Source organism: Novacetimonas hansenii (genome assembly GCF_014843995.1).
Lineage (GTDB): Bacteria > Pseudomonadota > Alphaproteobacteria > Acetobacterales > Acetobacteraceae > Novacetimonas > Novacetimonas hansenii.
The window spans coordinates 2,829,976-2,856,731 of record NZ_CP062147.1; the positions used below are offsets into that span (position 1 = coordinate 2,829,976).

At 62.4% G+C, this 26,756-nt stretch carries 18 protein-coding genes and 1 tRNA gene; 7 read left to right on the forward strand and 12 right to left on the reverse strand.

Features of this window, described 5'->3' with window-relative positions; genetic code table 11:
- Positions 1-188: 188 nt before the first annotated feature.
- Positions 189-1,169, forward strand: a complete 981-nt coding sequence (locus tag IFJ82_RS12330) for a Tim44 domain-containing protein (RefSeq protein ID WP_192264786.1) — start codon at positions 189-191, stop codon at positions 1,167-1,169.
- A gap of 774 nt (positions 1,170-1,943) precedes the next feature.
- Here the strand turns inward: IFJ82_RS12330 and cyoE are convergent.
- From cyoE to IFJ82_RS12390, 12 genes are all read right to left on the reverse strand, one after another.
- The gene (gene cyoE / locus IFJ82_RS12335; RefSeq protein ID WP_075595044.1) at positions 1,944-2,891 is read right to left on the reverse strand and encodes a heme o synthase; all 948 of its coding nucleotides are present in this window, start codon (positions 2,889-2,891) and stop codon (positions 1,944-1,946) included.
- The gene (locus IFJ82_RS12340; RefSeq protein WP_175575081.1) at positions 2,888-4,291 is read right to left on the reverse strand and encodes a cbb3-type cytochrome c oxidase subunit I; all 1,404 of its coding nucleotides are present in this window, start codon (positions 4,289-4,291) and stop codon (positions 2,888-2,890) included. Before IFJ82_RS12340 ends, cyoE begins: the two co-directional genes overlap by 4 nt.
- A gap of 183 nt (positions 4,292-4,474) precedes the next feature.
- Positions 4,475-5,185: a class I SAM-dependent methyltransferase gene (locus IFJ82_RS12345; protein ID WP_003618143.1), complete on the reverse strand. Its 711-nt coding sequence runs from the start codon at positions 5,183-5,185 to the stop codon at positions 4,475-4,477.
- A gap of 250 nt (positions 5,186-5,435) precedes the next feature.
- Entirely contained in the window at positions 5,436-6,434 is a 999-nt protein-coding gene (gene gshB / locus IFJ82_RS12350) for a glutathione synthase (RefSeq protein ID WP_192264788.1), read from the reverse strand.
- A gap of 121 nt (positions 6,435-6,555) precedes the next feature.
- Positions 6,556-7,089: a transcription elongation factor GreB gene (gene greB / locus IFJ82_RS12355; protein WP_003618139.1), complete on the reverse strand. Its 534-nt coding sequence runs from the start codon at positions 7,087-7,089 to the stop codon at positions 6,556-6,558.
- Complete coding sequence (locus IFJ82_RS12360) at positions 7,083-7,967, reverse strand: aldose 1-epimerase (protein ID WP_192264790.1); 885 nt, start codon at positions 7,965-7,967, stop codon at positions 7,083-7,085. Before IFJ82_RS12360 ends, greB begins: the two co-directional genes overlap by 7 nt.
- Before the next feature lie 87 nt (positions 7,968-8,054).
- Positions 8,055-10,295, reverse strand: a complete 2,241-nt coding sequence (gene uvrB / locus IFJ82_RS12365) for an excinuclease ABC subunit UvrB (protein ID WP_040510484.1) — start codon at positions 10,293-10,295, stop codon at positions 8,055-8,057.
- Between the two features lie 219 nt (positions 10,296-10,514).
- The gene (locus tag IFJ82_RS12370; protein WP_040510482.1) at positions 10,515-11,900 is read right to left on the reverse strand and encodes an ABC1 kinase family protein; all 1,386 of its coding nucleotides are present in this window, start codon (positions 11,898-11,900) and stop codon (positions 10,515-10,517) included.
- A complete protein-coding gene (locus IFJ82_RS12375; RefSeq protein WP_192266531.1) occupies positions 11,881-13,728 on the reverse strand; it encodes a M3 family oligoendopeptidase in 1,848 nt (615 codons plus the stop codon). Before IFJ82_RS12375 ends, IFJ82_RS12370 begins: the two co-directional genes overlap by 20 nt.
- Before the next feature lie 219 nt (positions 13,729-13,947).
- The gene (gene gltB, locus IFJ82_RS12380) at positions 13,948-18,486 is read right to left on the reverse strand and encodes a glutamate synthase large subunit (protein ID WP_139312921.1); all 4,539 of its coding nucleotides are present in this window, start codon (positions 18,484-18,486) and stop codon (positions 13,948-13,950) included.
- Between the two features lie 5 nt (positions 18,487-18,491).
- Entirely contained in the window at positions 18,492-19,946 is a 1,455-nt protein-coding gene (locus IFJ82_RS12385) for an NAD(P)-dependent oxidoreductase (protein WP_003618130.1), read from the reverse strand.
- A 161-nt stretch (positions 19,947-20,107) separates the two neighbouring features.
- Positions 20,108-21,073 carry a complex I NDUFA9 subunit family protein gene (locus IFJ82_RS12390; RefSeq protein ID WP_192264792.1) on the reverse strand — a complete coding sequence of 322 codons (966 nt, stop codon included), beginning with the start codon at positions 21,071-21,073 and terminating at the stop codon, positions 20,108-20,110.
- Between the two features lie 252 nt (positions 21,074-21,325).
- Here IFJ82_RS12390 and IFJ82_RS12395 point away from each other — a divergent pair.
- The 6 genes from IFJ82_RS12395 to lptB all read left to right on the forward strand — a co-directional run bounded on the left by IFJ82_RS12395 (position 21,326) and on the right by lptB (position 26,679).
- Positions 21,326-21,412: transfer RNA gene (locus IFJ82_RS12395), tRNA-Leu, on the forward strand.
- Positions 21,413-21,729: 317 nt separating this feature from the next.
- A complete protein-coding gene (locus IFJ82_RS12400; protein ID WP_075631606.1) occupies positions 21,730-22,377 on the forward strand; it encodes a ribonuclease D in 648 nt (215 codons plus the stop codon).
- Positions 22,378-22,509: 132 nt separating this feature from the next.
- Positions 22,510-23,511: a KpsF/GutQ family sugar-phosphate isomerase gene (locus tag IFJ82_RS12405; protein WP_225578852.1), complete on the forward strand. Its 1,002-nt coding sequence runs from the start codon at positions 22,510-22,512 to the stop codon at positions 23,509-23,511.
- Positions 23,508-24,410 (forward strand): LPS export ABC transporter periplasmic protein LptC, encoded by a 903-nt coding sequence (gene lptC / locus IFJ82_RS12410; protein WP_192264794.1) that lies wholly within the window; start codon positions 23,508-23,510, stop codon positions 24,408-24,410. The genes IFJ82_RS12405 and lptC overlap by 4 nt, the downstream gene beginning before the upstream one ends.
- Before the next feature lie 455 nt (positions 24,411-24,865).
- Positions 24,866-25,876 carry a hypothetical protein gene (locus IFJ82_RS12415; RefSeq protein WP_456306891.1) on the forward strand — a complete coding sequence of 337 codons (1,011 nt, stop codon included), beginning with the start codon at positions 24,866-24,868 and terminating at the stop codon, positions 25,874-25,876.
- Positions 25,877-25,878: 2 nt separating this feature from the next.
- Positions 25,879-26,679, forward strand: a complete 801-nt coding sequence (gene lptB, locus IFJ82_RS12420) for an LPS export ABC transporter ATP-binding protein (protein WP_408887660.1) — start codon at positions 25,879-25,881, stop codon at positions 26,677-26,679.
- The last annotated feature ends 77 nt before the right edge of the window (positions 26,680-26,756 follow it).

Consider the following 26,756-nt stretch of genomic DNA (forward strand, 5'->3'; position numbering starts at 1 on the left):
GGCTTTCCCTTGAGGGTTTAAAAAACCTTTGAAAATCAGGGCATTATAAAAGTCATTTTATCAAACAATGTCCAATGCCCGTCGCCCCCTGTTTATCGACGGATAAATACCCATATCGTAAGAGGCAACGATCCTGTCGGCAGTCGTCGGGATCGCCTTAACGCAGGATACAAGATACCCTGACGCAGATGAAACAGACCCTTTCGCGACAGATGCCACGTAAACGCATCATCCTGAGCCTGAGCGCCGCCCTTGCAGCCCTGCCCCTGATTGTTCACCCGGTGGCCGCCGATGCGCGTGCCGGGGGTGGCATGTCGATGGGCAGCCGGGGGTCGCGTACCTATAGCGCGCCGCCCCGCACGGCCACGGCGCCCTATGGCGCAACCCCGTTCCAGCAGACCATGACGCCACGCAGCAGCCCGTCGGCTCCCTATGGGATGGCGACACGCATGCCGTATGGCGCAGGTGCGGCCGCCATGATGGGACGTCCCCGCCACCCCTTCCTCAGCGGCTTTGCCGGGGGGCTGCTTGGCGCGGGCCTGTTCGGCATGGTCTTCGGGCATGGTATGTTCGGCGGCGGTGGCATGGGCGGCAGCGGCATCCTTGGCCTGCTGATCCAGCTCCTGCTTGTCTTCTTCGTGGTACGGTGGCTGATCCGCCGCTTTACGGGACAGGGGGGCATGCCCTCCGGCCTGCCGGGGCTGAGAGGGGGCAACGTGTCATCCGCCGCGCAACCGATGAACAATGCACCTGCACCACAGGTCGCGCTGACAGCCGCGGATTACCAGGCCTTCCAGCAGGCGTTGGTCAATGTGCAGACCGCATGGAGCCAGCAGAATCTTGGCGCCCTGCAACACATGGCCACGCCAGAGATGGTCAGTTACTTCAGCCACCAGCTTACCGACCTCGCCAGCCGTGGCGCGCGCAATGTTGTGTCGGACGTCCGCTTTGAAAATGGCGACCTGACGGAAAGCTGGCAGGAAAATGGCATGGATTACGCCACTGTGGCCATGCGGTATTCCCTGATTGACATGACCACCGACATGACGGGCCACGTCATTGACGGCAGTTCGACCGAACGCACCGTCGTGACCGAACTGTGGACATTCGAACGGAGTTCGCGTGGCGGGACGTGGCTTGTCTCCGCCATCCAGCAGGTGGCCCGTTAACCTTACGTTCCCACGCAACATGACAGAAGGGTGGTCCGGGACAGATGGTCCGGGTCACCCTTTTTTATGTCATGCCCTGCGAAGGGACAGATATGAACGGCGGAGCAGGGTCCACACATCGCCAGAAGAAACAGGTGTCATTCCCACCCACTGGCCAACTGGGAAAAACATCTCACCAAAGGCTGCCAGCGCGTCTTTGGACAAGCGGGACCAGCACATATTGAAGTATAAAAATCTTTGATGAGCCTGATGCAACAGCTTCCCAAAGACAGACCCTGCCTGAAAGCCACCCATTGATAATAAATGGGAAAAGGTTGCAGGCGTTATCTTGTTTTTTGAGAATATCATGCCGGCGGGAGGCGTTCAAAAACGCCTCACAAAAAACTTTTATTCTTCAGTGGACAATCCCTGATCCGTTCAGAGAGTGTTTGAAAACAAATCATTGATAAAAAACAGGAAAAGTTTTCGGGTGCCGCCTTTTGATCGAAAAAGGTAGCGTCTTCTGAAGCCTTCTGGAAAAAGCTTCACCAAAAACCTTTATGATTTCAGGATGTTATTGAGTCTGACTTTTCAAACAGCTTCTCAGATCCTGACGATGCTCAGGACATACAGGATCATGGCCAGCGCCCCAAGCGTCAGGGCTACGCCATAGATACGGCCCTTATGCCGACGGGCATATTCCTCGGCCGGGGTCCGTACCACTGGGGCATTATCCGATGACATTGCAATATCCCTTGTCAGAGAGCAGGCGGCACGACAACCGCATGACCGGCATCAGTGCATGATGAGGAAATGATCCGCCAGCATACCGCAAAACAGCAGGAACAGATAAGCCAGCGAATACCGGAATGCCTTACGCGCGGGCAGATCACCGCTCTCGCTTACCCCCTGTGCATCCTGCCGATCACGCAGGACGCCAATGGCGCGATAGATGAACCCCGCCCCAAGAACAGTGGCCGTAACGGTATAAAGCCATCCCGCAAGATGCATCGCCGATGGCACAAGCGTCACCGCCATAAGGATGATCGTGTACCACAGGATCTGCCAGCGCGTATGCCGCGCGCCCTTTACAACCGGCAGCATCGGAATGCCGGCCCGCCCGTAATCCTTGCATGCATATAGCGACAGCGACCAGAAATGCGGCGGCGTCCACAAGAAGATGATGCCGAACATGACAATCGGCAGCACCGTCAGCGACCCCGTCGCAGCGGCCCAGCCGATCATGGGCGGGAATGCCCCGGCCGCGCCACCAATGACGATATTCTGTGGCGTGGAACGTTTCAGCCACATCGTATAGACGACGGCATAAAAGAAGATCGAGAACGCAAGGATACCAGCAGCCAGTGCATTCGTCGCCAGCCACATCAGGATGACCGACGCCACCGACAGGCCAATGCCAAAGCCAAGGACCTCGTCCGGGCGCATGCGGCCATCGGGAATGGGCCGTGTGGCCGTGCGTTTCATGACCGCGTCGATATCGCGATCGTACCACATATTAATCGCACCGGCCGCCCCGGATGCCATGCAGATGCACAGGATGCTGATGGCTGAGATAATGGGGTTCAGGTGCCCCGGCGCCATGGCCAGCCCCGCAGCCCCGGTAAAGACCACCAGGGAAATGACACGGGGTTTGAGCAATACGAACCAGTCACGTGCCTGCGTCCCCACGACCGCAACCGGATAGGCGGCATTTCCTTCCGCCGATGCGACAGAGCCACTCATGCCCGGTTCCCCCGATCCATGCCCACAGGCGACGGCAGCGTCCATTCCAGCGTCCGCGCGCCCATGCCCCAGTAATTGGCGGCGATATGCCCACGTCCGCGCATGCAGGTCACAACGACCACCCCGGCGAAGACAAGGATGGACGCCCCCATCAGAACCGCCCCGGCAATGGCGGGCGCACCCTGATGCACAGACAACGACATGGCGGTGCCCGTCACCGTCAGGACAAGATGCACCAGCCCGGCCATGCGCGGGACGACACGGCCACTCATCTTGCCCACCCAGTAATAGAAACCGGCAAAGGTTGCGAACACGGCGGCGAATACGGTGGCCGCATGCACATCACCCATACCACCGGGCAGCAGCGACATCACGCCCCCCGCAACCAGCAGCACAGCGCAGCCTACGGCCCACCCCATCGGCAGGCTGGGACGTACATGCCCCGTCAACGCGGTTGCCCCCCATGCCCCAAGGACCATCACAACCGGTGCAAGGATCACCAGAAGTTCCGCGGCGGCATGATAGCCATCCGATGTGCCCAGCCCCCCGTTGAACAGATCATGCGTCCAGACGGCGCCCCCACCCACGGACATGACCACCAGGGCTGCGATGACCTGCATGCGCCCAAGCAGGGGCACACCACAGAATGTTTCCATCACCTGACTGACGATCCCGATGGACGGCAGCAGGAGCAGCGCCATTTCCGGTCCGGCAAAGGCACGCAGCACGGTATCCAGATGCGCGAACACGTCGCCACCATCCAGCACAATGCGCGTCAGCGCACCCGCCAGTACCGGCACCACCATCACCAGCATCATCGCCGTCAGCACCTGCGCCCACACGAATACCGGCATGTCACGCAATCGCATGTCCGGCGCGCGCATGTTCAGGACGGAGGCAACCATATTGATGGCAGCCCCCAGCATGCCCACGCACCACAACAGCAGCGCTGCGATGGACATGGCGGGCGCAGTCACGACGGACAGGCCAAGCAGCGCCAGGACAAAACTGCCCGCAACGGCAAGCCAGCAAAGGGTATTGAGGCGGGGAAACGCCATGTCCCGCGCCCCGGTCAGCAAGGGCACGAACCAATTGCCAAATCCACCGAACAGGGCAGGCAGGGCGCAGAAAAAGACCATCATCATGCCATGGCGCGTGGCAATGCGTTCCCACATCCCCGCAGCGTCACCACCACCCCAGCGCGCCAGCACGCCATGCGGCAGCAATCCGGCCTGCAACGCGACGGCAAGCATGCCACCCACGATCCCCGCCACAACCGCCAGGGACAGATACAGGGTTCCGACATTGCGATGACCGCCCGAACCCGCCCGCGACCCGGCGTCCCCCATGGGCAAACCGGCGCCTGCGCCATCGATCCGATCCTGACCGATTGTCGGCATATGTATCTACTCCCCTTGTGACGCGGGGATTGCGCCACAGTCCTGACATAGCATTGCTGGCGGCAATATATCCCGACATATCTGTAAAAACGACCCCGTGAGGGGCCATGTCAGTCGCGAGAATGTCATTACAGCCCTGTCGTCAGGACAGGGCTGCGCATGGACATGCCCGGATTGGCGGCATCAGGCCACCAGGGATTCGCTGGCGTCATCCAGACGGTCGAGCGTGACAAGCGTGAACAGCCCCGCAGGCGGAACCGGCCGGATGACCGCACGCGCCAGATCCTCAGGGGGAAGCAGTCCTTCAATCGCAAAGTCCGGGTGCCACCCCAGCGAACGCGAAGCCCGCGCCATCCCACGTTCCACCGCAAGGCGGACGCCACCGGTGGCCAGGAAATGGTTGACGAACAGGATATGCCCACCCGGCTTGACGACGCGCTTGAGCTCACTCAGCAGGCGACGCGGATGCGGCACGACAGAGGCAACGAACATCGCCACAGCGATATCGAACGATGCATCGGGGAATTTCGTCTCCTCCGCATCCATTTCCAGCAGCGCATTGACATTCGACAGGTGCAGCTTGCTCACACGCCCACGCGCACGTTCAAGCATATCCTCCGACAGGTCGATGCCGGTTATCTGCTTGTCCCGGCGGTAATATGGCAGCGCAAGGCCGGTGCCGACCCCGACCTCCAGCACCTTCTGACCGGGCAGGGCGTTCACCGCCTCCACCGCACGCTTGCGCGCCAGGGCCGACACACCACCGAACAGGGCATCATACACCGCAGCCCACCGGCGATAGGCCACCTTGACCGCATCGGCATCAAGGGCGGAACGCGGAGAGGGAATCTCGACCACCTTTTCGGTGGTGGCATCACGCAGAACGTCACTCATCAGATGGTACCTGCCCCTTTGATGCAAACCGTCTTCAGGGTCCGGCCCTGCCGTTGCGCGTCTGGCATAATCAAACCTGTCCCGTTCTGCTGCATTAGATTCCCATTATGTATTCCGGGACACCGCCCGGAATATTCCCTGTGCAATTACGCCAGATGGCATACGTCACGGCGATGGCGCGCAACGGCATAGCATTTTCATACGCCAGCCGATACGGCCCCATCCGCATTCCCCCTGTCCCGTCAGCCCGTCAGCCCTGACCGTCAAGACGGGCAAGAATGCAGTCCCACAGCATGGACGCCGTATTGACGCCATCAAAACGGTCGATTTCCTGCAATCCCGTGGGCGAGGTCACATTGATTTCCGTCAACCATTCGCCAATCACATCAATCCCGACGAAAATCAGTCCCTGTTCACGCAACAGCGGACCAATCGCCGCGCAGATCTCATGGTCGCGTGGTGTCAGGGTGGCTTTCACCGCCCTGCCGCCGACATGCATGTTCGAACGCGCCTCCCCTTCGGCGGGAACACGGTCAATCGCGCCGATCGGCTGTCCGTCCGCCAGGATGATACGCTTGTCGCCCTGCCTTACCGCCGGTTCATAACGCTGGATCATCAGCGGTTCGCGCGAGCGGGCGAAATGCATCTCCAGCAGGGAATTGAGGTTGGGGTCGTCCTCGCGGATGCGAAACACCCCGGCGCCACCATTCCCGAACAGCGGCTTTACGATGATATCGCGCCACCGCGCACGGAAATCGCGGATGGCGCGCACATCCCATGTCACCAGAGTGGGGGGCATCAGGTCGGGATAATGCGTGACCAGCAGTTTTTCCGGGGCGTTGCGCACCGATGCGGGATCATTGACCACCAGCGCGCGCCCCGGCCCGACACCATGGATATGTTCAAGCATATGGGTGGCGGTGATATAGGCCATGTCAAAGGGCGGGTCCTGACGCATCAGGATCACATCCATCCCCCCAAGGTCGAGGACATGTTCCTCGCCATAGGTGGCATGCGCGCCCGCGACGCGCTGCACATGCACGCGCCGTGCCCGTGCGGCAAGACGTTCGAGACGCGCGCCCCGCGGGGAGATGCGCCCCTCGCTCAGGGTCATGGTCTCGACCTGATAGACATAAAGCTCATAACCCCGGGCCTCGGCCTCCAGCATCAGCGCGAAGGTCGAATCACCCTTGATATCGATGGCACCAAGCGGGTCCATCTGGACCCCTATCTTCAATGGGCGCGACATTGCTGGACCTCCGGACGGGACACGGGGCGGATACTCCGGCCGTGTAATAATACGAAACAACGTTCTTGAAAAACGTCATAATGTGTAAGCAGCGGCACAACCAGCGCCAGCGGCCCTTTTTTCATGCCCCCATCCCCGTGGCGGGCGGATAGGAAATGGCCATGACCTCCAGCATTTCATCGCCACGCGGCGTCATCAACCGTACCTCATCCCCCACCCGCGCACGCATCAACGCCCGCGCAACGGGGGAAATCAGGCTGATTTCACCGCGCACCGTATCGGCTTCGTCCACCCCCATGATGGTGACGACACGCGTTTCGTCACGTTCGGTGGCATAGGTGACGGTCGCACCGAAAAAGACCTGCCCACGCCGCGGCTGCTGCGCGGGGTCCACGATGATCGCCTTTTCAATACGCTTCGTCAGGAAACGCACCCGGCGGTCGATCTCCCTCAGGCGCTTCTTGCCATACAGGTAATCCCCATTTTCGGACCGGTCGCCATTGCCCGCCGCCCACGACACGATTTCCACGATACGGGGCCGTTCGTCACGCAAAAGGGTATTGAGTTCATGGCGCAGCACCTCCATCCCCTTAGGCGAGATATAGCGCGCAAGCTCCCCCCCACGCGCCGCGTCAGCCGATGCACGCGTCAGCATGTAGCAACGGTCATGCGGACATGCCCTTCCAGCTTCTCCCCGGGGCGCAGGACATGCATCCCGCAATCGGCAACGCCATGGCGGTTGAAGGCATCATTCATGTTGGAGGCAGGTTCAACCGCGATGAAGGGCTGACCCGGCGGGGTAAAAAGGACAAGGTGGCCGAAGATGTCGCTTGCCTCCAGCGTCAGGGACAGGCCCAGCCAGGGCCAGCGCAGGAACGCGCTGCGCGTCCATCCGGCATAGCAGTTGTCGATCGCGCAATCCCCCACGTCACGCATCTTCTCAAACGACCAGTCGCCCTGCGCCGGAACACGCAAAGAAGGCAGGTTGCGGTCGTCGCTGGTCCACACGGACTGCGCCGAAAAACCCAGCCGCACCCCGTTATGGCGTGGGAAATAAGGATGAAAGCCAAGGCCCACCGGCTGGTCGCGCGTATCGGTGTTTTCGATCATCATGCCGATCGACAGGCCACCTTCACGCAGGTCAAAACGCAGCAGCGCGCGATAGGCGAACGGCCATTGCGTGACCGGATCGCCGGGTGGTTCATGATCGAGTTCGAGCGTCGCGCTGTCATCGGCCAGCAGGTCGAGCCGCCAGCGCCGTTCCCAGCCATTGCCATGCAGGACATTGTCCTCGCCCATGAAATTAGGCGCAAGCTGGTACTCCTGCCCTTCGAAACTGAAATGCCCATGGGCGATGCGGTTTGAAAATGGCACGAGGGGATATCCCCCCACCGCCCGCCCACGCTGCGCCACAAGGTGCGGGTCCGCCACGGGATGCAGGAACGACATGGCGCCGCGCCGCCAATAGGCGATCGCCCCACCCACATCGGGCAGGAGACCCAGACGCGCCTCGCCCGCCTTCAGTTCGATCATCCCCGTTCCCCTCATGCTGCCATGCGGAACGATCCTGCCCGTTTTTATCGCATAAGCAAAGCCATGCCCGCGATCAGGCAGCCCGGATCAGCGTCCCTTACGCCGTCCCCCACCGCCACGCCGGGCGTCGGGATCGTACCCACCCCCACCCGGCCCCAGCGGTTGGGGCGTGCGGCTGCGTCGTGCATCGGCACGCGCATTGCTGCCCGCGCGCCCGGCCATCGACTGTGCGACGGGTGGGGGCTCAAGCCCCAGTTCCAGCGCCTCAAGCCTGCGGATCTCGTCACGCAGTCGCGCCGCGGTCTCGAATTCCAGATCGGCGGACGCCGTGCGCATGCGTTTTTCAAGGTCGGCAATCGCCCCTTTCAGGTCCTTGCCCACCATGTCCTTGATATCCCCTTCGGGCGTGGGGGACACGGTCACGTAATCCTGCTCGAAGACAGAGGACAGGACCTCGCCGATATGCTTGCGCACCGAACGCGGTGTAATGCCGCGTTCCTCGTTCCACAGGCTCTGCTTTTCACGCCGCCGTGCCGTTTCCTCGATGGCGTAGGCAAGGCTGTCGGTCATCTTGTCCGCATATAGCAGCACGCGCCCGTCCACGTTACGCGCCGCACGACCGATCGTCTGGATCAGCGAGGTACGCGAACGCAGGAACCCTTCCTTATCCGCATCAAGAATGGCGACAAGCGAACATTCGGGGATATCCAGCCCTTCACGCAGCAGGTTGATGCCGATCAGCACGTCAAACGCCCCAAGGCGCAGGTCGCGGATGATCTCGATCCGTTCCAGCGTATCAACGTCGGAATGCAGGTAACGCACCTTGATCCCGGCCTCGTTCATATATTCGGTCAGGTCTTCGGCCATGCGTTTTGTCAGGGTCGTCACCAGCACGCGGCCACCCTCGCCAATGGCCTTGCGACATTCCGCCAGCAGGTCATCCACCTGATGGGTAACGGGACGCATGTCCGTCACCGGGTCGATCAGGCCCGTCGGGCGGATCACCTGTTCGGCGAACACCCCGCCCGTTCGCTGCATCTCCCACGGACCCGGCGTCGCGCTGACGAAGATGCTCTGCGGGCGGAAGGCATCCCATTCCCCGAATTTCAACGGACGGTTATCAAGGCATGACGGCAGGCGGAAACCGAACTCCGCCAGCACGGATTTGCGCGCATAGTCCCCACGCTCCATCCCACCAATCTGCGGCACGGTCACGTGGCTTTCATCCACGATCAGCAACGCATCCTCAGGCAGGTATTCGAACAGGGTTGGTGGCGGCTCCCCCGGCTTGCGACCTGACAGGTAGCGTGAATAATTCTCGATCCCCTTGCACACGCCGGTCGTCTCGATCATTTCCAGATCGAAGGTCGTGCGCTGCTGCAACCGTTCCGCCTCCAGCAGCTTGCCTTCCTTCGTCAGGTGTTCAAGCTGCGTGCGCAGTTCCGCCTTGATCCCCGTCACCGCCTGATTGAGCGTCGGGCGCGGCGTAACGTAATGGCTGTTGGCATAGATGCTGATTTCCTGCAGATCGGCGGTCTTGTCCCCTGTCAGGGGATCGAACTCAATGATCTCGTCAATCTCGTCGCCAAACAGGGTGACACGCCAGGCCCGGTCCTCGTTCTGGACGGGAAAGATGTCCACGCTTTCGCCGCGCACGCGAAAGGTGCCTCGCTGGAACCCCGCATCATTGCGACGGTACTGCAGTTCCACCAGCGCCTTGACAAGCTGGTCGCGATCAATCGACCCCCCGCTTTCCAACCGCACGACCATACGCGAATAGGTCTCGACCGAGCCGATACCATAAATGCACGAAACCGAGGCCACGATGATGACGTCATTACGTTCCAGCAGTGCCTGCGTCGCGGCATGGCGCATGCGGTCGATCTGTTCGTTGATCTGGCTGTCTTTTTCAATATAGGTGTCGGAGCGTGGGACATACGCTTCGGGCTGGTAATAATCGTAGTAGCTGACGAAATATTCGACCGCGTTATCGGGGAAGAATTCCTTCATCTCCGCATAAAGCTGGGCCGCCAGCGTCTTGTTCGGCGCAAGGACAAGGGTGGGCTTCTGCGTTGCCTCGATCACCTTGGCCATGGTGAAGGTCTTGCCAGATCCCGTAACGCCAAGCAGGACCTGATCGCGCTCCCCCCCCTCGATCCCGGCGACAAGTTCGCTGATCGCCGTGGGCTGGTCGCCCGCCGGTTCATAAGGGGAGTTGATCTTGAACAGCCGGGTCTTGGGCTTGGCGGGTTGCTGTTCGGGCTGGAACGTGACCGGGGGTTCAACCCGGTCGGTTATGCGTTTTTTCTTGCGCGGTGCTGCTGCCATGATGTGATGACAGTGGGGGGCAATGACGCCCGACGCAAGGGCGGGCGCCAAAATATTGCCCCCCACCCCATCGCGGCGCCCGCGCCACCATCAACCGACCGCCCTCAACCCGCGCCCCCGGACAGTCGCCCCCAAACGATCACCATCGAACGATCGCCATCGGACAGCCGCCATCGGACAGCCGCCCTTAAAGTCGGCCACCATCAATCACGCGGCATCTCAATCACCCAGCGGCGGGGGCACACGCGCCTCGGCCACGACGGCGGCCTGTCGCTGCGCCAGCTTCGCGCTGTCGAAATCCTCGATCATTTCCTGGAACAGGCGATACCAGTTCAGCCGCGCCCGAAGCCGCAGGAACACACTGCCCAGCCCGATGGCCGAACGGTCCACCAGCACGAACGGACGTGGCGGGCGCACGCCGCCGGTGCGTTTCAGGCCGGCATAGACCTTTTCCGCCACGGCACGACCATATTGCGGGTCGTTATCCTCCTGAATGGCGCGGACACGGTCCTGCATCAGCGGTTCATAGATGAAGCGTGCCCATTCATTGAGTACACGCATCGTCTCACGCGACATGTTGGCAAAGCCCCAGCCCTGATAGGCATGATAGGCCAGTTCCTCGTCATTGGTTTCCAGCGCACGGTACAGGTCGATGATCCCCTGCACAAAAGAAGGCGGGAAGATGCGGATCGCCCCGAAATCCAGCAGGTTGATGCCATAATCGTCGCGCACGGTGAAATTGCCCATGTGCGGATCGCCATGGATGACACCATAACGATAGAGTGGGATATACCATGCATGAAACAGCGAACGCGCCATCATGTTGCGCTGTTCCTGGTCGGGATTGGTATCGAGCACCTTTTGAATGCCGCGCCCGTCCACCCATTGCATCGTCAGCAGCCGCTGGGTGCATAATGGCTCGATCGGGGCGGGAACCGTCACATCGGGTGATCCCGCCAGCATGAGGCGATACAGCCGCATGTTCGCCGCCTCACGCGTGTAATCAAGCTCTTCGTAAAGCCGCGCCTCAAGCTCCTCCAGCACGTCATCCTGCTGGATGGTGCTGTCGATGCGATAAAACAGGCCAACCGCCATGCGGAACTGCCGCAGGTCGGATTCGACCGTGGCCTTCATGTCAGGATATTGCAGCTTGCACGCCACGACGCGACCATCGGGCAGCACCGCGTGATGCACCTGCCCCAGGCTGGCGGCGGCGGACGCCTCGCGCCCGAAGGTGCGGAAATTACGCTCCCAGTTGGGGCCAAGTTCACTGGCCATACGCCGGCGCACGAAATTCCACCCCATCGCCGGGGCATTGGCCTGCAACTGCGCCAGTTCGGTTGCATATTCCTCCGGCAGGGCGCCGGGGATGGTGGACAAAAGCTGCGCGCCCTTCATCAGCGGCCCCTTCAGACCGCCAAGCGCGGTCTTCAGATCCCCCGCATGCATCACCTTGTCAGAGCGGAAGCCCATCTTGTGCCCGGCAATCCGGGCCGCGATTCCCCCCATCGTGCCGGAGGTACGGACCATGCGGCGAAATTCGCCAAACAGCCCGCTGTTATCGAGATCCCGTTCTTCCGCCACGTCAGATACGCTCCAGTTCATCAATAAATCCGGCGATCACATCCAGCCCCCGGTTCCAGAAACCGGGGTCCGCCGCATCCAGCCCGAACGGCGCCAGCAATTCGCGATGCCGTTTTGTCCCGCCCGCGCGCAACATATCCAGATACTTGTCCTGAAAACCCGGATGCCCGGACTGAAAGACATCATACAGCGCGTTCACAAGACAGTCACCAAACGCATAGGCATAGACATAGAATGGCGAATGGATGAAATGCGGCACATATGTCCAGTAAACATCGTAATCGGGCGCGAATTCAAAGGCCGGGCCAAGGCTTTCGGCCTGCGTCTCGCGCCAGATTTCGCCAATGCGTTCAGGCAGCAGTTCGCCTGAGCGCCGCTCCTCATGCACCAGCGTTTCAAAGCGGTAGAACGCAACATGGCGCACGACGGTGTTGAGCATGTCCTCCACCTTCGCCGCAAGCATCAGGCGACGGCGCGCGGGATCGGCCTGCGCATCCAGCAGCGCGCGGAAGGTCAGCATTTCGCCAAACACGCTGGCCGTTTCCGCCAGCGTCAGCGGCGTGCCCGACATCAGGTATCCCTGCGCGCCAGCCAGCACCTGATGCACCCCATGACCCAGTTCATGCGCCAGCGTCATCACATCACGCGTGCGCCCGCGATAATTCAGCAGGAGATAGGGATGCGCTGACGGCACGGTCGGGTGCGCGAACGCGCCGGATGCCTTGCCCGGCACCGGCGGCGCGTCGATCCATGCATTGTCAAAGAACCGGCGGCCGATTTCCCCCATGCGCGGGTCGAACCCTTCATACGCGCCAAGCACCTGCGCGGTCGCATCCGCCCATGGGATCAGCGGTTCATCCTGCGTCGTCAGCGGGGCGTTACGATCCCAGTACTGAAGCTTTTCCACCCCCAGCCATTTCGCCTTGAGCGCATAATAGCGGTGCGACAGGCGTGGATAGGACGCGGTCACGGCCTGTACCAGCGCATCGACGACACCGTCCTCCACCATGTTCGCACAGTTACGCGCCGAGGTCGGGCGCGGATAATGGCGCAGCGTATCGGTAATGGCCTTGTCCTTCGCCAGCGTGTTCGTCACCAGCGAAAACAGGCGGATACGTTCCTGCAACGTCGCCCCCACCGCCCTGGCCGCATCCGCACGCGCCATGCGATCGGGCGAGGACATGCGATCAAGCGCCGCGCCAAGGGTCAGTTCCTCCCCCGCCAGCGGCACACGCAGACTGGCCATCGTCTCGTCAAACAGGCGGTTCCACGCGGCGGCCCCGGTGACGGATTTCTCATGCAGGACGGATTCAACCTCGTCGGAGAGCTGATACGGGCGGAACACGCGCAGGTCGCGGATGAACGGCGCCCAGTGCGCCAGCGCGGGATCGGCCATCTGCCGCGCCATCACATCATCGGGGATGCGGTTCATTTCCAGCGTAAAGAACAGCAGGTGCGTGGAAATGGCCGTCAGCCGTTCATTCACCGACTGGCTGAAGCGCGCGATCTTCGCATCCGCAGAATTGGCGGCGAACAGCAACTGCGCATAGGACGCGGCCCGGCCCAGCACCTCGTCAATCCGCTGATATTCAACGATGGCCGACGCCACCGCCGCGCCGTCGGCCTGCGCCAGACGCCCACGCCACGCATCGGCGAATGCGCGGGCGTCTTCTTCCGCCTGTTCAAGGTCCGTCTGCAGACGTGGCGATTCGGGGCTGTCATACAGGTCGCGCAGGTCCCATCGCGGCAGGGCCCCGTCATGTGGGGACGCGACACTCCCGCCCCCTTCGGCAGGGGAGGACACACGCACGCCGCGCGGGAAGGCATGGGGAAAATACAGATCGGACATCGGACCATTACCCGTCATCGCAACAGGCCCGCGCAACACCGTCACGCAGACCCTGAGTTCCAGTACCGGGGAATCTAGTCCCTCTGCCCCGCCAGTGCGACCCCCTGATGCCACATTCCGCGAAAACAGGTCGCAAAAGCAGGCCGCAAAAACAGACAGGGCCGGGAAGAAAATCCCCGGCCCTGTCATCATGTTTCCCAATGTCGCGTAACGCGCGTATCAGGCGCTGCGCGGCAGTTCGGCAGGGGCAAAGCCAATCACCTTGGCATATTCGCGCGGTACGACATGCCAGAAACGCGGCAGAACCTTGTCCCAGTTATGCAACAGAAGTTCGGCATAGCGGCTGCTGGTTTCACGTGCATGGGTTTCCACCTGCTCACGCAGGGTGGCTTCCCATTTCGGGTCATTCACCCGCGTCCATGTCAGGGTATCGGGGTTCACCCGTTCCTCGAACGTGCCGCTTGCGTCATAGATAAAGGCCATGCCGCCGGTAAAGCCCGCGCCGAAATTGTCCCCGATCTCGCCCAGGATCACCACGAGGCCACCGGTCATGTATTCACACCCGTTGGAGCCACAGCCCTCCACCACGCCGATCGCACCGGAATTACGCACGGCAAAGCGTTCGCCCGCCTGTCCCGCCGCATATAGCGCACCCGCCGTGGCGCCATACAGCACGGTATTGCCGATAATGGCGTTTTCGTTGGACACAAGGTTCGACGAAGGTGACTGCCGCACGATGATCGTCGCCCCCGACAGGCCCTTGCCAACATAATCGTTGGCATCACCCAGCACCTCAAGCTTCAGCCCCTGCACCGCGAACGCCCCCAGCGACTGCCCCGCCGAACCACGCAGGCGCACCGTCAGGTGGCCGGGCACCAGCTTGTCCATGCCGAACTGCCGCACGATCAACGAGGAAATGCGTGTGCCGATCGCACGATGGGTATTCTGCACGTTGTACTGCAGCTGCATCTTCTCCCCATGGTCAAACAGGGGGCGGGCATCCGCAATCATCTGCGCATCCAGCGTCTCGGGCACCTCGTTGCGCCCTTCACGCGTGCAATAGCGCGCATGCGGCCCTGGATCCGCCTGCGCAAGCAGGGAATTAAGGTCAAGATCATCAAGATAATCCGCGCCACGCAGCACCTGATGCAGCAGGTCAGTGCGGCCGATCACCTCATTCAGCGTCGCAAAGCCCAGCGAGGCAAGGATGTTGCGCACGTCCTCGGCAATGAAGGAGAACAGGTTGATGACCTTCTCCGGTGTGCCTTCGAACTTCTTGCGCAGATCATCGTCTTGCGTACACACGCCCACGGGACAGGTGTTGGAATGGCACTGGCGCACCATGATGCAGCCCATGGCGACAAGGCTTGCGGTGCCGATGCCGAATTCCTCCGCCCCCAGCATGGCCGCGATCACCACGTCACGCCCGGTCTTCAGCCCGCCATCGGTGCGCAGCTTTACCCGGTGACGCAGGCGGTTGAGCATCAGCACCTGATGCGCCTCCGCAAGGCCCAGTTCCCAGGGCATGCCGGCATATTTGACCGAAGATTGCGGGCTGGCGCCCGTGCCGCCGGAATGGCCTGAAATCAGGATCGCATCCGCCTTCGCCTTTGCCACGCCGGCGGCAATCGTGCCGATGCCAGAACGCGCGACCAGCTTCACAGTCACCGTGGCCTCGGGGTTGATCTGCTTGAGATCGTATATGAGCTGCGCCAGATCCTCGATGGAATAGATGTCATGGTGCGGCGGGGGGGAAATCAGCGTCACCCCCGGCGTCGCATGACGCAGCTTCGCGATCAGGCCCGTCACCTTGAAGCCGGGAAGCTGCCCGCCCTCGCCCGGTTTCGCGCCCTGCGCCATCTTGATCTCGATTTCGCGGCAGTCATTGAGGTACTGCGCGGTCACACCAAAACGACCCGAGGCGATCTGCTTGATCGCGGAGGACGCGTTGTCCCCATTGGCGCGCGGTTTTGCACGGGCGGGGTCTTCGCCGCCTTCACCCGAATCCGATTTCGCGCCGATGCGGTTCATCGCGATCGACAGGGTTTCGTGCGCTTCGGGGCTGAGTGCGCCAAGCGAGATACCCGGCGCGATCAGGCGCTTGCGCAGTTCGGTGATGCTTTCGACCGATTCCACCGCGATGGGCGTACGCCCCCCACGGAAATCCAGCAGATCACGCAGCGCAACCGGCGGCTGGCGACGCACCGCATCGGCATAACGCTGATAGATGGTGAAGCTGTCGGTTGCCACCGCCGTTTGCAGCATGTGGATCAACGTGCCGTCAAAGGCATGTACCTCGCCAGTGCGACGCAGCTTGTAGCGGCCACCAACCGGCAGGGATTCGATCTGGCGATCCCATGCCTTTTCATGGAAACTCAGCACATTGCGGGCAATGCCCAGCAGGCCGATGCCTGAGATGCGCGAGGGCATGCCGGGGAAGAATTCCGCCGTCAGCGCGCGTGACAGCCCGATCGCCTCGAAATTATAACCGCCGCGATAGGCAGAGACGACGGAAATGCCCATCTTGGACATGATTTTCAGCAGGCCCTTATTGACGGCCTTGCGGTAACGCTCCACCGCGTCCCCAAAGGACAGGTCGCCAAACAGGCCGCGCCGGTGGCGGTCGGCGATGCTTTCCTGCGCCAGATAGGGATTGACGGTGGTTGCCCCCACCCCGATCGTCACCGCGATGGCATGGACATCCAGCGCCCCCGCCGAACGCACGTTAAGCGAGGTGAACGTCCGCAGCGACTGCCGCACAAGGTGCGTATGCACCGCCGCCGTCGCAAGGATCATGGGGATATAGGCGCGTTCGGCCGACTGGTGTTCGTCCGTCAGGAAGACATGGGTGCAGCCACGGCGGACATGGTCCTCGGCCTCCGTGCGGATGCGTGCGATGGCCTCACGCAGGCCGGATTCCCCATCGGCCGCGGGAAAGGTGCAGTCGATGACGCAGGCATTTTCGCCACAGAACTCCCGCAGCGCCTTGAACTCACCCGTGGTCAGGACCGGACTGGGAAGCTGGAGCAGGTCGCACTGCGTCTCGCTTTCCTCAAGAATGTTGCCAAGGTTGCCCAGACGCGTCGCAAGGCTCATCACCCGTGTTTCACGCAGGCTGTCGATGGGCGGGTTCGTGACCTGGCTGAAGGCCTGGCGGAAATAATGCGCCAACCCGCGATAGCGCGTGGACAGCACCGCAAGTGGCGTGTCATCGCCCATCGAGCCGATGGCCTCGCCCGCGTTTTCAACCATCGGCTGGAGGATCACCTCCAGCTCTTCAAGTGTGGTGCCGACCGCAAGCTGGCGACGGCGCAGGTTTTCGCCCTGATAGAGGCTGATTTCCCCGCTATTGGTGCGCACAAGGCACGAAATGTCGCGCGTGCGCTTTACCCACCCGGCAAAATCCTGCCGTGCGGACAGCAGGTCGAGCAGTTGGTCGTTATTGTAAAGCTTCGCTTCCTTAAGGTCGAGGGCCAGCGACTGCCCCGGCCCAAGGCGGCCACGGCTGACGATGTCGGCCTCGGGCACCTTGACCATCCCGGTTTCGGACCCCACGATCAGCAGACCACCTGACGTGACGGTATAGCGAAGGGGGCGCAGGCCACTGCGGTCAAGCCCGGCGAGCATCCACCGCCCGTCGGTCGCACACAGCGCCGCCGGCCCGTCCCACGGCTCCATCACCGCATTGCAGTAGGAATACATGTCCTTGTGCCGCTGTGGCATGGCGGAATTGCCGCCAACGCTGGCAGGCACCATCAGGCAGCGCGCCATCGGCGCATCGCGCCCGGCAAAGGTCAGCAGTTCAAAGACGTTATCAAGGCACGCCGTATCCGACCCCTGCGCCTGCACCACGGGCTTGAGATCGTCCATATACGGGTCAAGCACAGGATCGGCCAACCGCGTCTCGTGGCTTTTCATCCAGTTGACGTTGCCGGAAATCGTATTGATCTCCCCATTATGGGCCAGGCGGCGGAACGGCTGCGCCAGCTTCCATGTCGGGAAGGTATTGGTGGAATAACGCTGGTGATAGATCGCAAAGCGGCTGACGAAACGCGGGTCGAGCAGGTCGGGATAGAACTCCGTCAGGTGCTCGGCAAGGAACATGCCCTTGTAGATCAGCGACCGGCACGACAGGGAACACACATACAGGTCCACCTGATTGGCGATTGCGCTTTTTTCGATCCGGCGACGGATGACATACAGGTCACGCTCGAACGCATCCTCCTGCGTGCCGGGCGTATTGCGGATCAGGATCTGTTCGATTTCGGGGCGGGTGGCGTTCGCCTTGTCCCCGATGCAATCGGTATTGATCGGCACCTGACGCCAGCCATAGATCGCATATCCGAAGGCAAGGATCTCGCTCTCGATGATCTGGCGGCAGCGTTCCTGGGCCGCGATGTCCGTCTTGGGCAGGAAGATCATGCCCACCGCGATCTGGCTGTCCACGCTGGCGTCGCCGCCGATATGGATGGCATCGGCAAAGAAATCCTGCGGAATTTCCACATGGATACCCGCCCCGTCACCGGTCTTGCCATCGGCATCGACCGCGCCACGGTGCCATACCGCCTTAAGCGCCGCGATCCCGGCCTCCACCACGTCGCGCCGCGGTTTGCCATCAAGGGCGGCAACCATGCCGACACCACAGGCATCATGTTCCTGCGCCGGGTCATACAGGCCGGAAATCGCCTCGGCATTGTCGCGCCATTCGCGCACGAAATCCTCGGTCTGGGCCGTGTTCTGTGCTGTGTGCTGGTCCATTGTCATCACTCCGCCGCTTCGGCGCGCACGGCCGCTGCGGTCTCAAGCCAGCGGTGCATCTGCGCCGCCGCGTCGCGTCCATCGCGGATGGCCCACACCACAAGGCTGGCCCCGCGCACGATATCACCGGCGGCGAACACGCCGGGCAGGCTGGTCATAAAGCTGTGGCGGTCCACCATAAGTGTGCCCCAGCGCGAAACCTCAAGGTCGGGCTGCCCCCACAGGGTCGGCAGCGGTTCGGGGTCAAAGCCAAGCGCCTTGACCACAAGATCGGCCTCCAGCGTAAAGGCGCTGCCTTCCACCGGTTCCACCGACTGTCGGCCGCTGGCATCGGGCAGGCCAAGCTTCATGCGCACGGCGCGCACGCCGGTCACATGCGCATCGCCAAGGAAGGCCTCCGGCCCTGCGAGCCAGACGAACTCCACCCCTTCTTCCTCCGCGTTCTTCACCTCCCGCACGGAGCCGGGCATATTGGCGCGATCGCGGCGATACAGGCATTTGACCGAACGCGCGCCCTGGCGGATGGCGGTGCGCACGCAATCCATCGCCGTGTCGCCACCCCCGATCACAACCACCGATTTGCCCGCGGCGTTCAGCGCACCACTGTCATAATCCGCCACGCTGTCACCAAGGGAGACACGGTTCGACGCCGTGAGGTAATCAAGCGCGCGCACGATCCCACCAAGCCCCGCGCCGGGGCCACCGATATCACGTGACTTGTACACGCCCGTGGCGATCAGCACCGCGTCATGGCGGTCACGCAGGGTGGAAAATGCGATCGTGCCATCCCCGTCCACATCGCCAATGCCCACGCCAAGGTGGAAGGTGACGCCAGAATCCTCAAGCAGGCGATGGCGGCGCAGGACAATGTCCTTCTCCAGCTTGAAACCGGGGATGCCATACATCATCAGCCCGCCGATACGGTCGTAACGGTCATAGACATGGACCTGAAAGCCGAGTTCACGCAGCTGCACGGCCGCGGCAAGGCCACCCGGACCGGCCCCGACAATGCCCACCGTCTGCGTGCGTTCGGTCACGGGACGCACGGGCTGGACCCATCCCTGTTCGAACGCGGTATCGGTGATAAAGCGTTCCACCGCGCCGATGGTAACACTTTCGAATCCCGGCTCGATCACGCAGTTACCTTCGCACAGGCGGTCCTGCGGGCAGATGCGGCCACAGATCTCGGGGAAGTTGTTGGTGGCGGAGGAGACTTCATAGGCTTCCTCCAGCCGTCCGGCCGCCGTCATCATCAGCCAGTCGGGAATATTATTGCCCAGGGGACAGTGTACGGAACAAAACGGCACCCCGCACTGTGAACAGCGTGACGCCTGTGTTTCGGCCTGCTGGCGCGGCAGTTCGTCATAGATTTCATTGAAATCCTTACGCCGTGAGTCCGCAGGCCGCTTTTCAGGCTGCTCCTGCGCCACGGAGACGAATTTCAGCATGCGCTCTGCCATTGGCCTGCCCCTTGGGTCTGAAAACATGCGGGCGCACCCCTGCGCGCCCGGGTTGAGCCACACCTACGCAAGCCACGGCGCAAATAAAAGACAGCATTACTGACCTTTTTGCGAAAAATCGGCAAAATCTCGCCGCATGGGCCGCAAAAGCCACCCCAGGGTCAGGCCGAACGAAAACGGGCAAGATATTGTGGTGCGGCAATTTCGAGCGAAAGCGGCGAAATCCCCAGATGCGCAAGGCCACGCATCCCCGGCGCCACCACATTATCGACATAGAGCATGGACAACTGATCGCGTGTCAGCATCCTGCCCGGCAGGTGTTCAAGGCATGAGGCCTGTATCCGCGCCAGCCAGGGCGGCACGGCGAAGACACGACGGGGATGTCCTGCCGCGCGCATGATCCAGCGCACCATGTCCTGCATGCGCCACACACGCGGACCACCAAGTTCGAAAATACTCCCTGCAAAAATATCTTCTGCGGAACTTCCCTCCACCACGCCCGCACCCCGGCCAAGGCCACGCGCGATGCGGCGGATCGCCTCTGCCACGTCTGCCACATGGACGGGCTGGAATCGCGTCATCCCGCCATAGACCGGCATGACCGGCAGGTAGCGCGCCATGGCGGCGAACATGTTGGTAAAATGATCCTCCGCCCCGAAAATGATGGACGGGCGTACGATCACCGCCTCCGCCATGTGGCGCTGTACCTCGACCTCGCCCCGCCCCTTGCTGCGGCTATAGTCAGAGACGCCATCGGGGTCCGCGCCGATGGCCGACATATGCACTAGCGCCCCCACACCGGCCGATGCACACAGCCGCGCCACACGGGCGGCCGCATCAACATGCACTGCCGTGAAACCGGCATGCCGCCCAGGCGCCAGTATCCCGACAAGATTGACGACAAGGTCGCTGCCTTCGATTGCAGCAACGCTGGAACGTTCCTCAAGCACGGAAGCATAGAGCGGGACGACCTGCCCCACATCGCCAAACAGGCGCATCCCCGCCGCCCGGTCCGGACGGCGGGAGGCGACGCGCACGACATAGCCATCCCGCGCCAGCCGCGCGACCACATACCGCCCCACGAAGCCTGTCCCGCCAAATACCGTTGCGACCTTGCGAATATCCATCCGACACCCCTTCCTGACCTGAACGCCCATCCCCCCGATGCAGCGATGGTGGAACCACCATCATGGGCCAGCGTCGCCACGCATGCACGTCATTCCCACATGTCCATGCCCACATGGGAAAAAGGGCGGTTTTCCGCGCCCTGTTTCAAAAAACACCATCAAATTCAAAAAAATACGCAAACCCCTGTTGACCACCGCGACAACCCGGACTAGAAACCGCCTCACACCACCCCGGCAACGGGGAGCCTCTGAGCCCAGATGGCGGAATTGGTAGACGCGCAGGTTTCAGGTACCTGTGGCCGCAAGGTCGTGGAAGTTCGAGTCTTCTTCTGGGCACCAGGATTTTTCCAAAGAAAAATCAGGACAAATCCTACCGGGACATACCCGGTAGGGATTTCCCCCCCGATGCAATCGGATGGCCATAGGCCGTCCAAAGTTCCAAATAGTTGGACGTTCGCATCAATCCCCCCTGTTCCCGATACAAATTTCGTGTAAACCGCGACAATGTTAACCCTGTCGGCATCATGCCGGCTGGAGGCCAACGGTGGCGCGGCGTGCCCTGGGTCCGGGCCTTGCTGTCCCGCACCGCCGGAAATACCGCCTGCCGCTCCACGCTGCATGCCACGGACAGACACCGTTACGGAGCACGACCCCCGATGCCACAGACCACCGTTCCCGACACCATCCATTTCCATCGTGGCGACCTGCCCCATGATGTGGTTTTTTCGGGTGCGGTTGCCGTCGATACGGAAACGATGGGCCTCAATCCCCACCGCGACCGGCTGTGCCTTGTACAACTGTCGGATGGTGACGGGCATGCCCACCTGGTACAGGTTCCGGCGGGGGCCACGGCAGCGGATTTCCCGAACCTGGTCGCGGTGCTGACGGACCCGTCCGTGACGAAGCTGATGCATTTCGCGCGGTTTGACGTTGCCATCTTGCAATATACTTTCGGCATCACGGTCGCGCCGTGCATCTGTACCAAGATCGCGTCAAAGCTTGTGCGGACCTATACCGAACGTCATGGGCTGGCCCACCTGTGCCGCGAACTGCTTGGGGTGGAACTCAGCAAGCAGCAGCAGAGTTCCGATTGGGGCGCACCGGACCTGACCCCTGAACAGATGACCTATGCCGCATCGGACGTGCTGTACCTCCATGCGCTGTGGGCACGGCTGGAGGCGCTGCTGGTGCGTGAGGGGCGGCGCGAACTGGCACAGGCGTGCTATGACTTCATGCCCACGCGCGCACGGCTCGACATCCTTGGTTACGAGGACCCGGACCTGTTCGCCCACCGGGCGGCCTGAAACCCGCACCATTCCCCCACCAGCCCCGATGCGCGCGGGGCGCCATTGACGGCAATACAGAAAACAACAGGCATGACCGACAGCCTCCAGCCCCATCCGAACCATGGTCCCGTCAGCACGGACCAGACCGATATGATCGAATCGGCATGCAAGGTCCTGCAGACCGAGTGCGACGGTCTGGCGCGCATGATGGATGCGCTGCGCCAGGCGCTTGGCCCGGCGCATGAGGGCATGGGGGCATCCGACCTCGGGCTGGCGTTCATCCGCACGGTAAAGGCCCTGTCGATGCCCGCGCGGCGGGTCGTGGTGACGGGCATTGGCAAATCGGGGCATATCGGGCGCAAGATCCAGTCCACCCTGGCCTCCACCGGGACACCGTCGATTTTCGTCCACCCTGCCGAGGCCTCGCACGGGGACCTGGGCATGCTCCAGCCGGGGGATGCGATCCTTGCACTGTCCAATTCGGGGGAGACATCGGAACTGGCGGATATCGTCTCGCACGCGCGGCGGTTCGGGCTGCTGCTGATCGCGATGACCGCGCGTGCCGATTCGACCCTGGCGCGGGCGGCGGACATCGCACTGGTCCTGCCCCAGACGCCCGAGGCCTGCCCCATGGGTCTGGCGCCCACCACCAGTTCGACCATGCAGCTCGCGCTGGGCGATGCACTGGCGATCGTACTGCTGACACAGCGCGGCTTTGGCGCGGATGATTTCGGGATCTTCCATCCCGGCGGCCGCCTGGGGGCGCAGTTGCGTGACGTGCGCGCGCTGATGCATGTCGGGCCGAGCATGCCGCTCGGCTCCGCCGATCTGCCGCTGCGTCAGGTCATCATGGAAATGACGCACAAGGCCTTTGGCTGCATGGGTGTGGTCCGCGATGACGGCACGCTGGTGGGGCTGATTACCGATGGCGACCTGCGCCGCGCGCTGGAACAGGACATTGACGGCACCCGCGCCGCAGACATCATGAACACGAACCCACAGACGATCCGCCCCGATGTACTGGCGGTGGATGCGCTGCGGATCATGAACGACCGCCCACGGCCGATCACCAGCCTGTTCGTGCTGGACGCTGAACGCCACCCGATCGGCATCCTGCATATCCATGACCTGCTGCGTGCCGGGGTGGCATGAACGACAGGCCGCCCGAAGATCCCCCCCACGATCCAGCCCACGATCTGTCGGCACGGCCGTCCGATGACACGGCTGCGCGCGACGGGGACACGTCCGGGGGCGGCATACAGCGCGAGGATTACGCCCGTTCGGCGGAAGATATCGCCCGGCAGCGCAGCATTTTCGATACCCGCTCCATCCGGCAGCGGCTTTTGCCCAACGCAAACGACCTTGCACGGCGGCGTGCGATCATGCGTTCGGCCAAATGGGCGCTGCCGCTGACCGCACTGGTGCTGCTGGGGTCGATCGCGGCGTGGCCCGCCGTGGAACGCGCGGTCATCATGCATCGTGGCACGATGGCGCAGATGTCGCATGTACGCGTCAAGAGTGGCAGCATGCTCAATGCCACCTATCGCGGGGTGGACGACCATGGCCATCCCTTCATGGTGACGGCAAGCGAGGCGCGCCAGATCTCCCCCGAACGCATCGACCTGACCACCCCGCAGGCCGATACCCTGCTGGGACCGAATAACTGGGTCTATGTCACGGCGCGCAATGGCGTCTATATCCAGCATAGCCAGCTTCTGGACCTGACACAGGACGTAATGCTTTATCGTAGCGATGGAACCACCATGTACAGCCCTACTGCGGATATTGACATGAAACACGGCGTCATCGTGTCCGATAGCTGGATCCATTCCGAAGGCCCGTTCGGCGTCCTTGACACGCAAGGGGCGATGCTGCTGATCCGCGATGGCATCATGCAGTTCCGTGGCCCGGGGCGCCTGCTTCTTAACACCACGCATGGCGGCCCGGCAGACGGCCCCGGCACACAGGATTCCACCGGAACCCCCATCACCCCCCCAATCAAAACCACCGTCAAAACCCCCGTCATGTCACCGGCCGGAGGAAAACACTGATGCGCGGGCATGCCCTCGCCTCCGTGCTGCTTGCTGGTGCGACATTCGCCACGGCCTGCACCACCCCGGCCCTTGCACAGGGGCTGGATATGTCGCAGGGCGGACAGGTCAGCATCACGGCGGCGGGCGGGTTCGACTGGGACCAGAATACCCAGACCGTCACGGCCTATGACCGGGCACAGGCCGTGCGCGGCAATGTCACGGTGCGCGCGGATCGCCTGATCGCCTATTATCGCAAGAAAATGCCCGGCGCGCACACGGCACAGGCCCCCACGCCCGCCCCCATATCGGCGACTGCGCCCGGACATGTATCAGGGAATGCGTCCGGGAATGCCAATGCCTCTGGAAATGCATCCGGGGTTACGCCACCCGGGGCCAGCCCCGCCGCCATATCCGCGGCATCCCCGCAATCATCGCCCCCGATCACGCAGCAGGCCGACCCGTCATCTTCTGCGGTGCAGGACCCCGCCACCGATGCCCCGCCCCCCGATGCCTCAATCCGGGCGACGCACCCGGCAGACAGGGCGCATCCGACATCACCGGGCAAGGCCCCTGCCCCGGCGCAGCCCCGGCAGGCGACGGCGGTTTCCGCTGCCCCCCCCGTGAACAGCCCATCAGCCGTTCCCGCACCTGCCACGCAGCCGGGCGGCGCACCTGTCACCACGCCCCCGGCAGTGACACCCGCGACATCAGGAACACCAAAGGCGGCGGGGGGCGACCCTGATGTCGATACCAGCCTTGTGACCCATTCCGATACGCTGCCAGAGGATCTGCCGCCCCCTGACCGGCCTGCATCCCATGCCATGGGTCATGACAATGGCCCTGCCCCCGGCGACTCCTCCCCCGGCAATGGCGGAAGCGAGGTCTATCGCCTTGAAGCGGTGGGACATGTCCATATCTTTACCAACACCGACCAGGCATGGGGCGACAGGGCGGTGTATGACATGGACCAGGCCGTACTGGTCATGACCGGCAAGAACATGAAGATGACCACCCCGCAGGATATCCTGACGGCGCGTGACACGGTGGAATACCATTCACGCGACCATATGTCCGTCAGCCGGGGCGACGCCACATTGACCACCAATGACGGCAGGCAGATGCGCGCCGATATTCTGGTGGGCTATGACCGGCCAAAAACGGCCCGCCCACCGCACACGCAGGCCGGACATGACGCAGGCGGCGCGGGCGCAATCGACCGTGTTGATGCCTTTGGCCATATCCTGATCCGCACACAAAGCGAGGCCGTCACCGGCGATCGGGGCGTTTATGTCCCCGACAGCGCAATCGCGCGGATCGTGGGCAATGTCCACATCTCTCGCGGGTTGAACCAGATCAGCGGCGCCGCCGCGATCGTGAACATGCGCACGGGTATCGCCACCCTGACGGACACGCCGGGATCGCGCGTAAGCGGGCTTGTCGTGCCCAACCAGGCCGGAACCGGCAACAAGGGAACCACGAAATGAATATGTCCGACGCTGCCCTGTCCGCATCCGCCACCCCCGTCCCGGCCCCCGGCGCATCCGGCGCACCCGACACGATACCGGGCGGGGGCCTGATCGCCAGTGGCATCGGCAAGAGCTATCGCAAGCGTTCGGTCGTGCGTGACGTCTCGCTTCAGGTGCAGCGGGGCGAGGCGGTGGGCCTGCTCGGCCCCAATGGCGCGGGCAAGACCACCAGCTTTTACATGATTGTGGGGCTGGTGCGTCCCGATATCGGCACCATCACACTTGATGGCGCGGATATCACGCAGCTTCCGATGTATCGCCGCGCACGCATGGGGATTGGCTACCTGCCGCAGGAATCGAGCATTTTTCGCGGCCTGAATGTGGAACAGAACATCATGGCCGCGCTGGAAATCGTCGAACCCGACGCGGACCGGCGGCAGACGATGCTGGACGGGCTGCTTGGTGAATTCGGGATCACACGACTGCGCCACTCTCCCTCGCTTGCGCTGTCGGGCGGGGAACGCCGACGTCTGGAGATCGCGCGCGCACTCGCCAGCCAGCCGCATTACATCCTCCTTGACGAACCGCTTGCGGGGATCGACCCCATCGCAGTGGGCGAGATCCGCGACCTTGTCGCCCATCTCAAGGATCGGGGCATCGGCGTGCTGATTACCGACCATAACGTGCGCGAGACGCTCGAAGTGATCGACCGTGCCTATATCATGCATAGCGGACAGGTCCTGACCGAGGGCAGGCCAGAGGAAATCGTCGCCAACGAGGACGTCCGCCGTGTTTATCTTGGGGAAAAATTTACCCTCTGATTCCAGCCATCTGAGCACAGGACACAGGTTGCATCGAAAAACATGCCGCCTTGCATGCAAAGAAGGAATGGACAGCG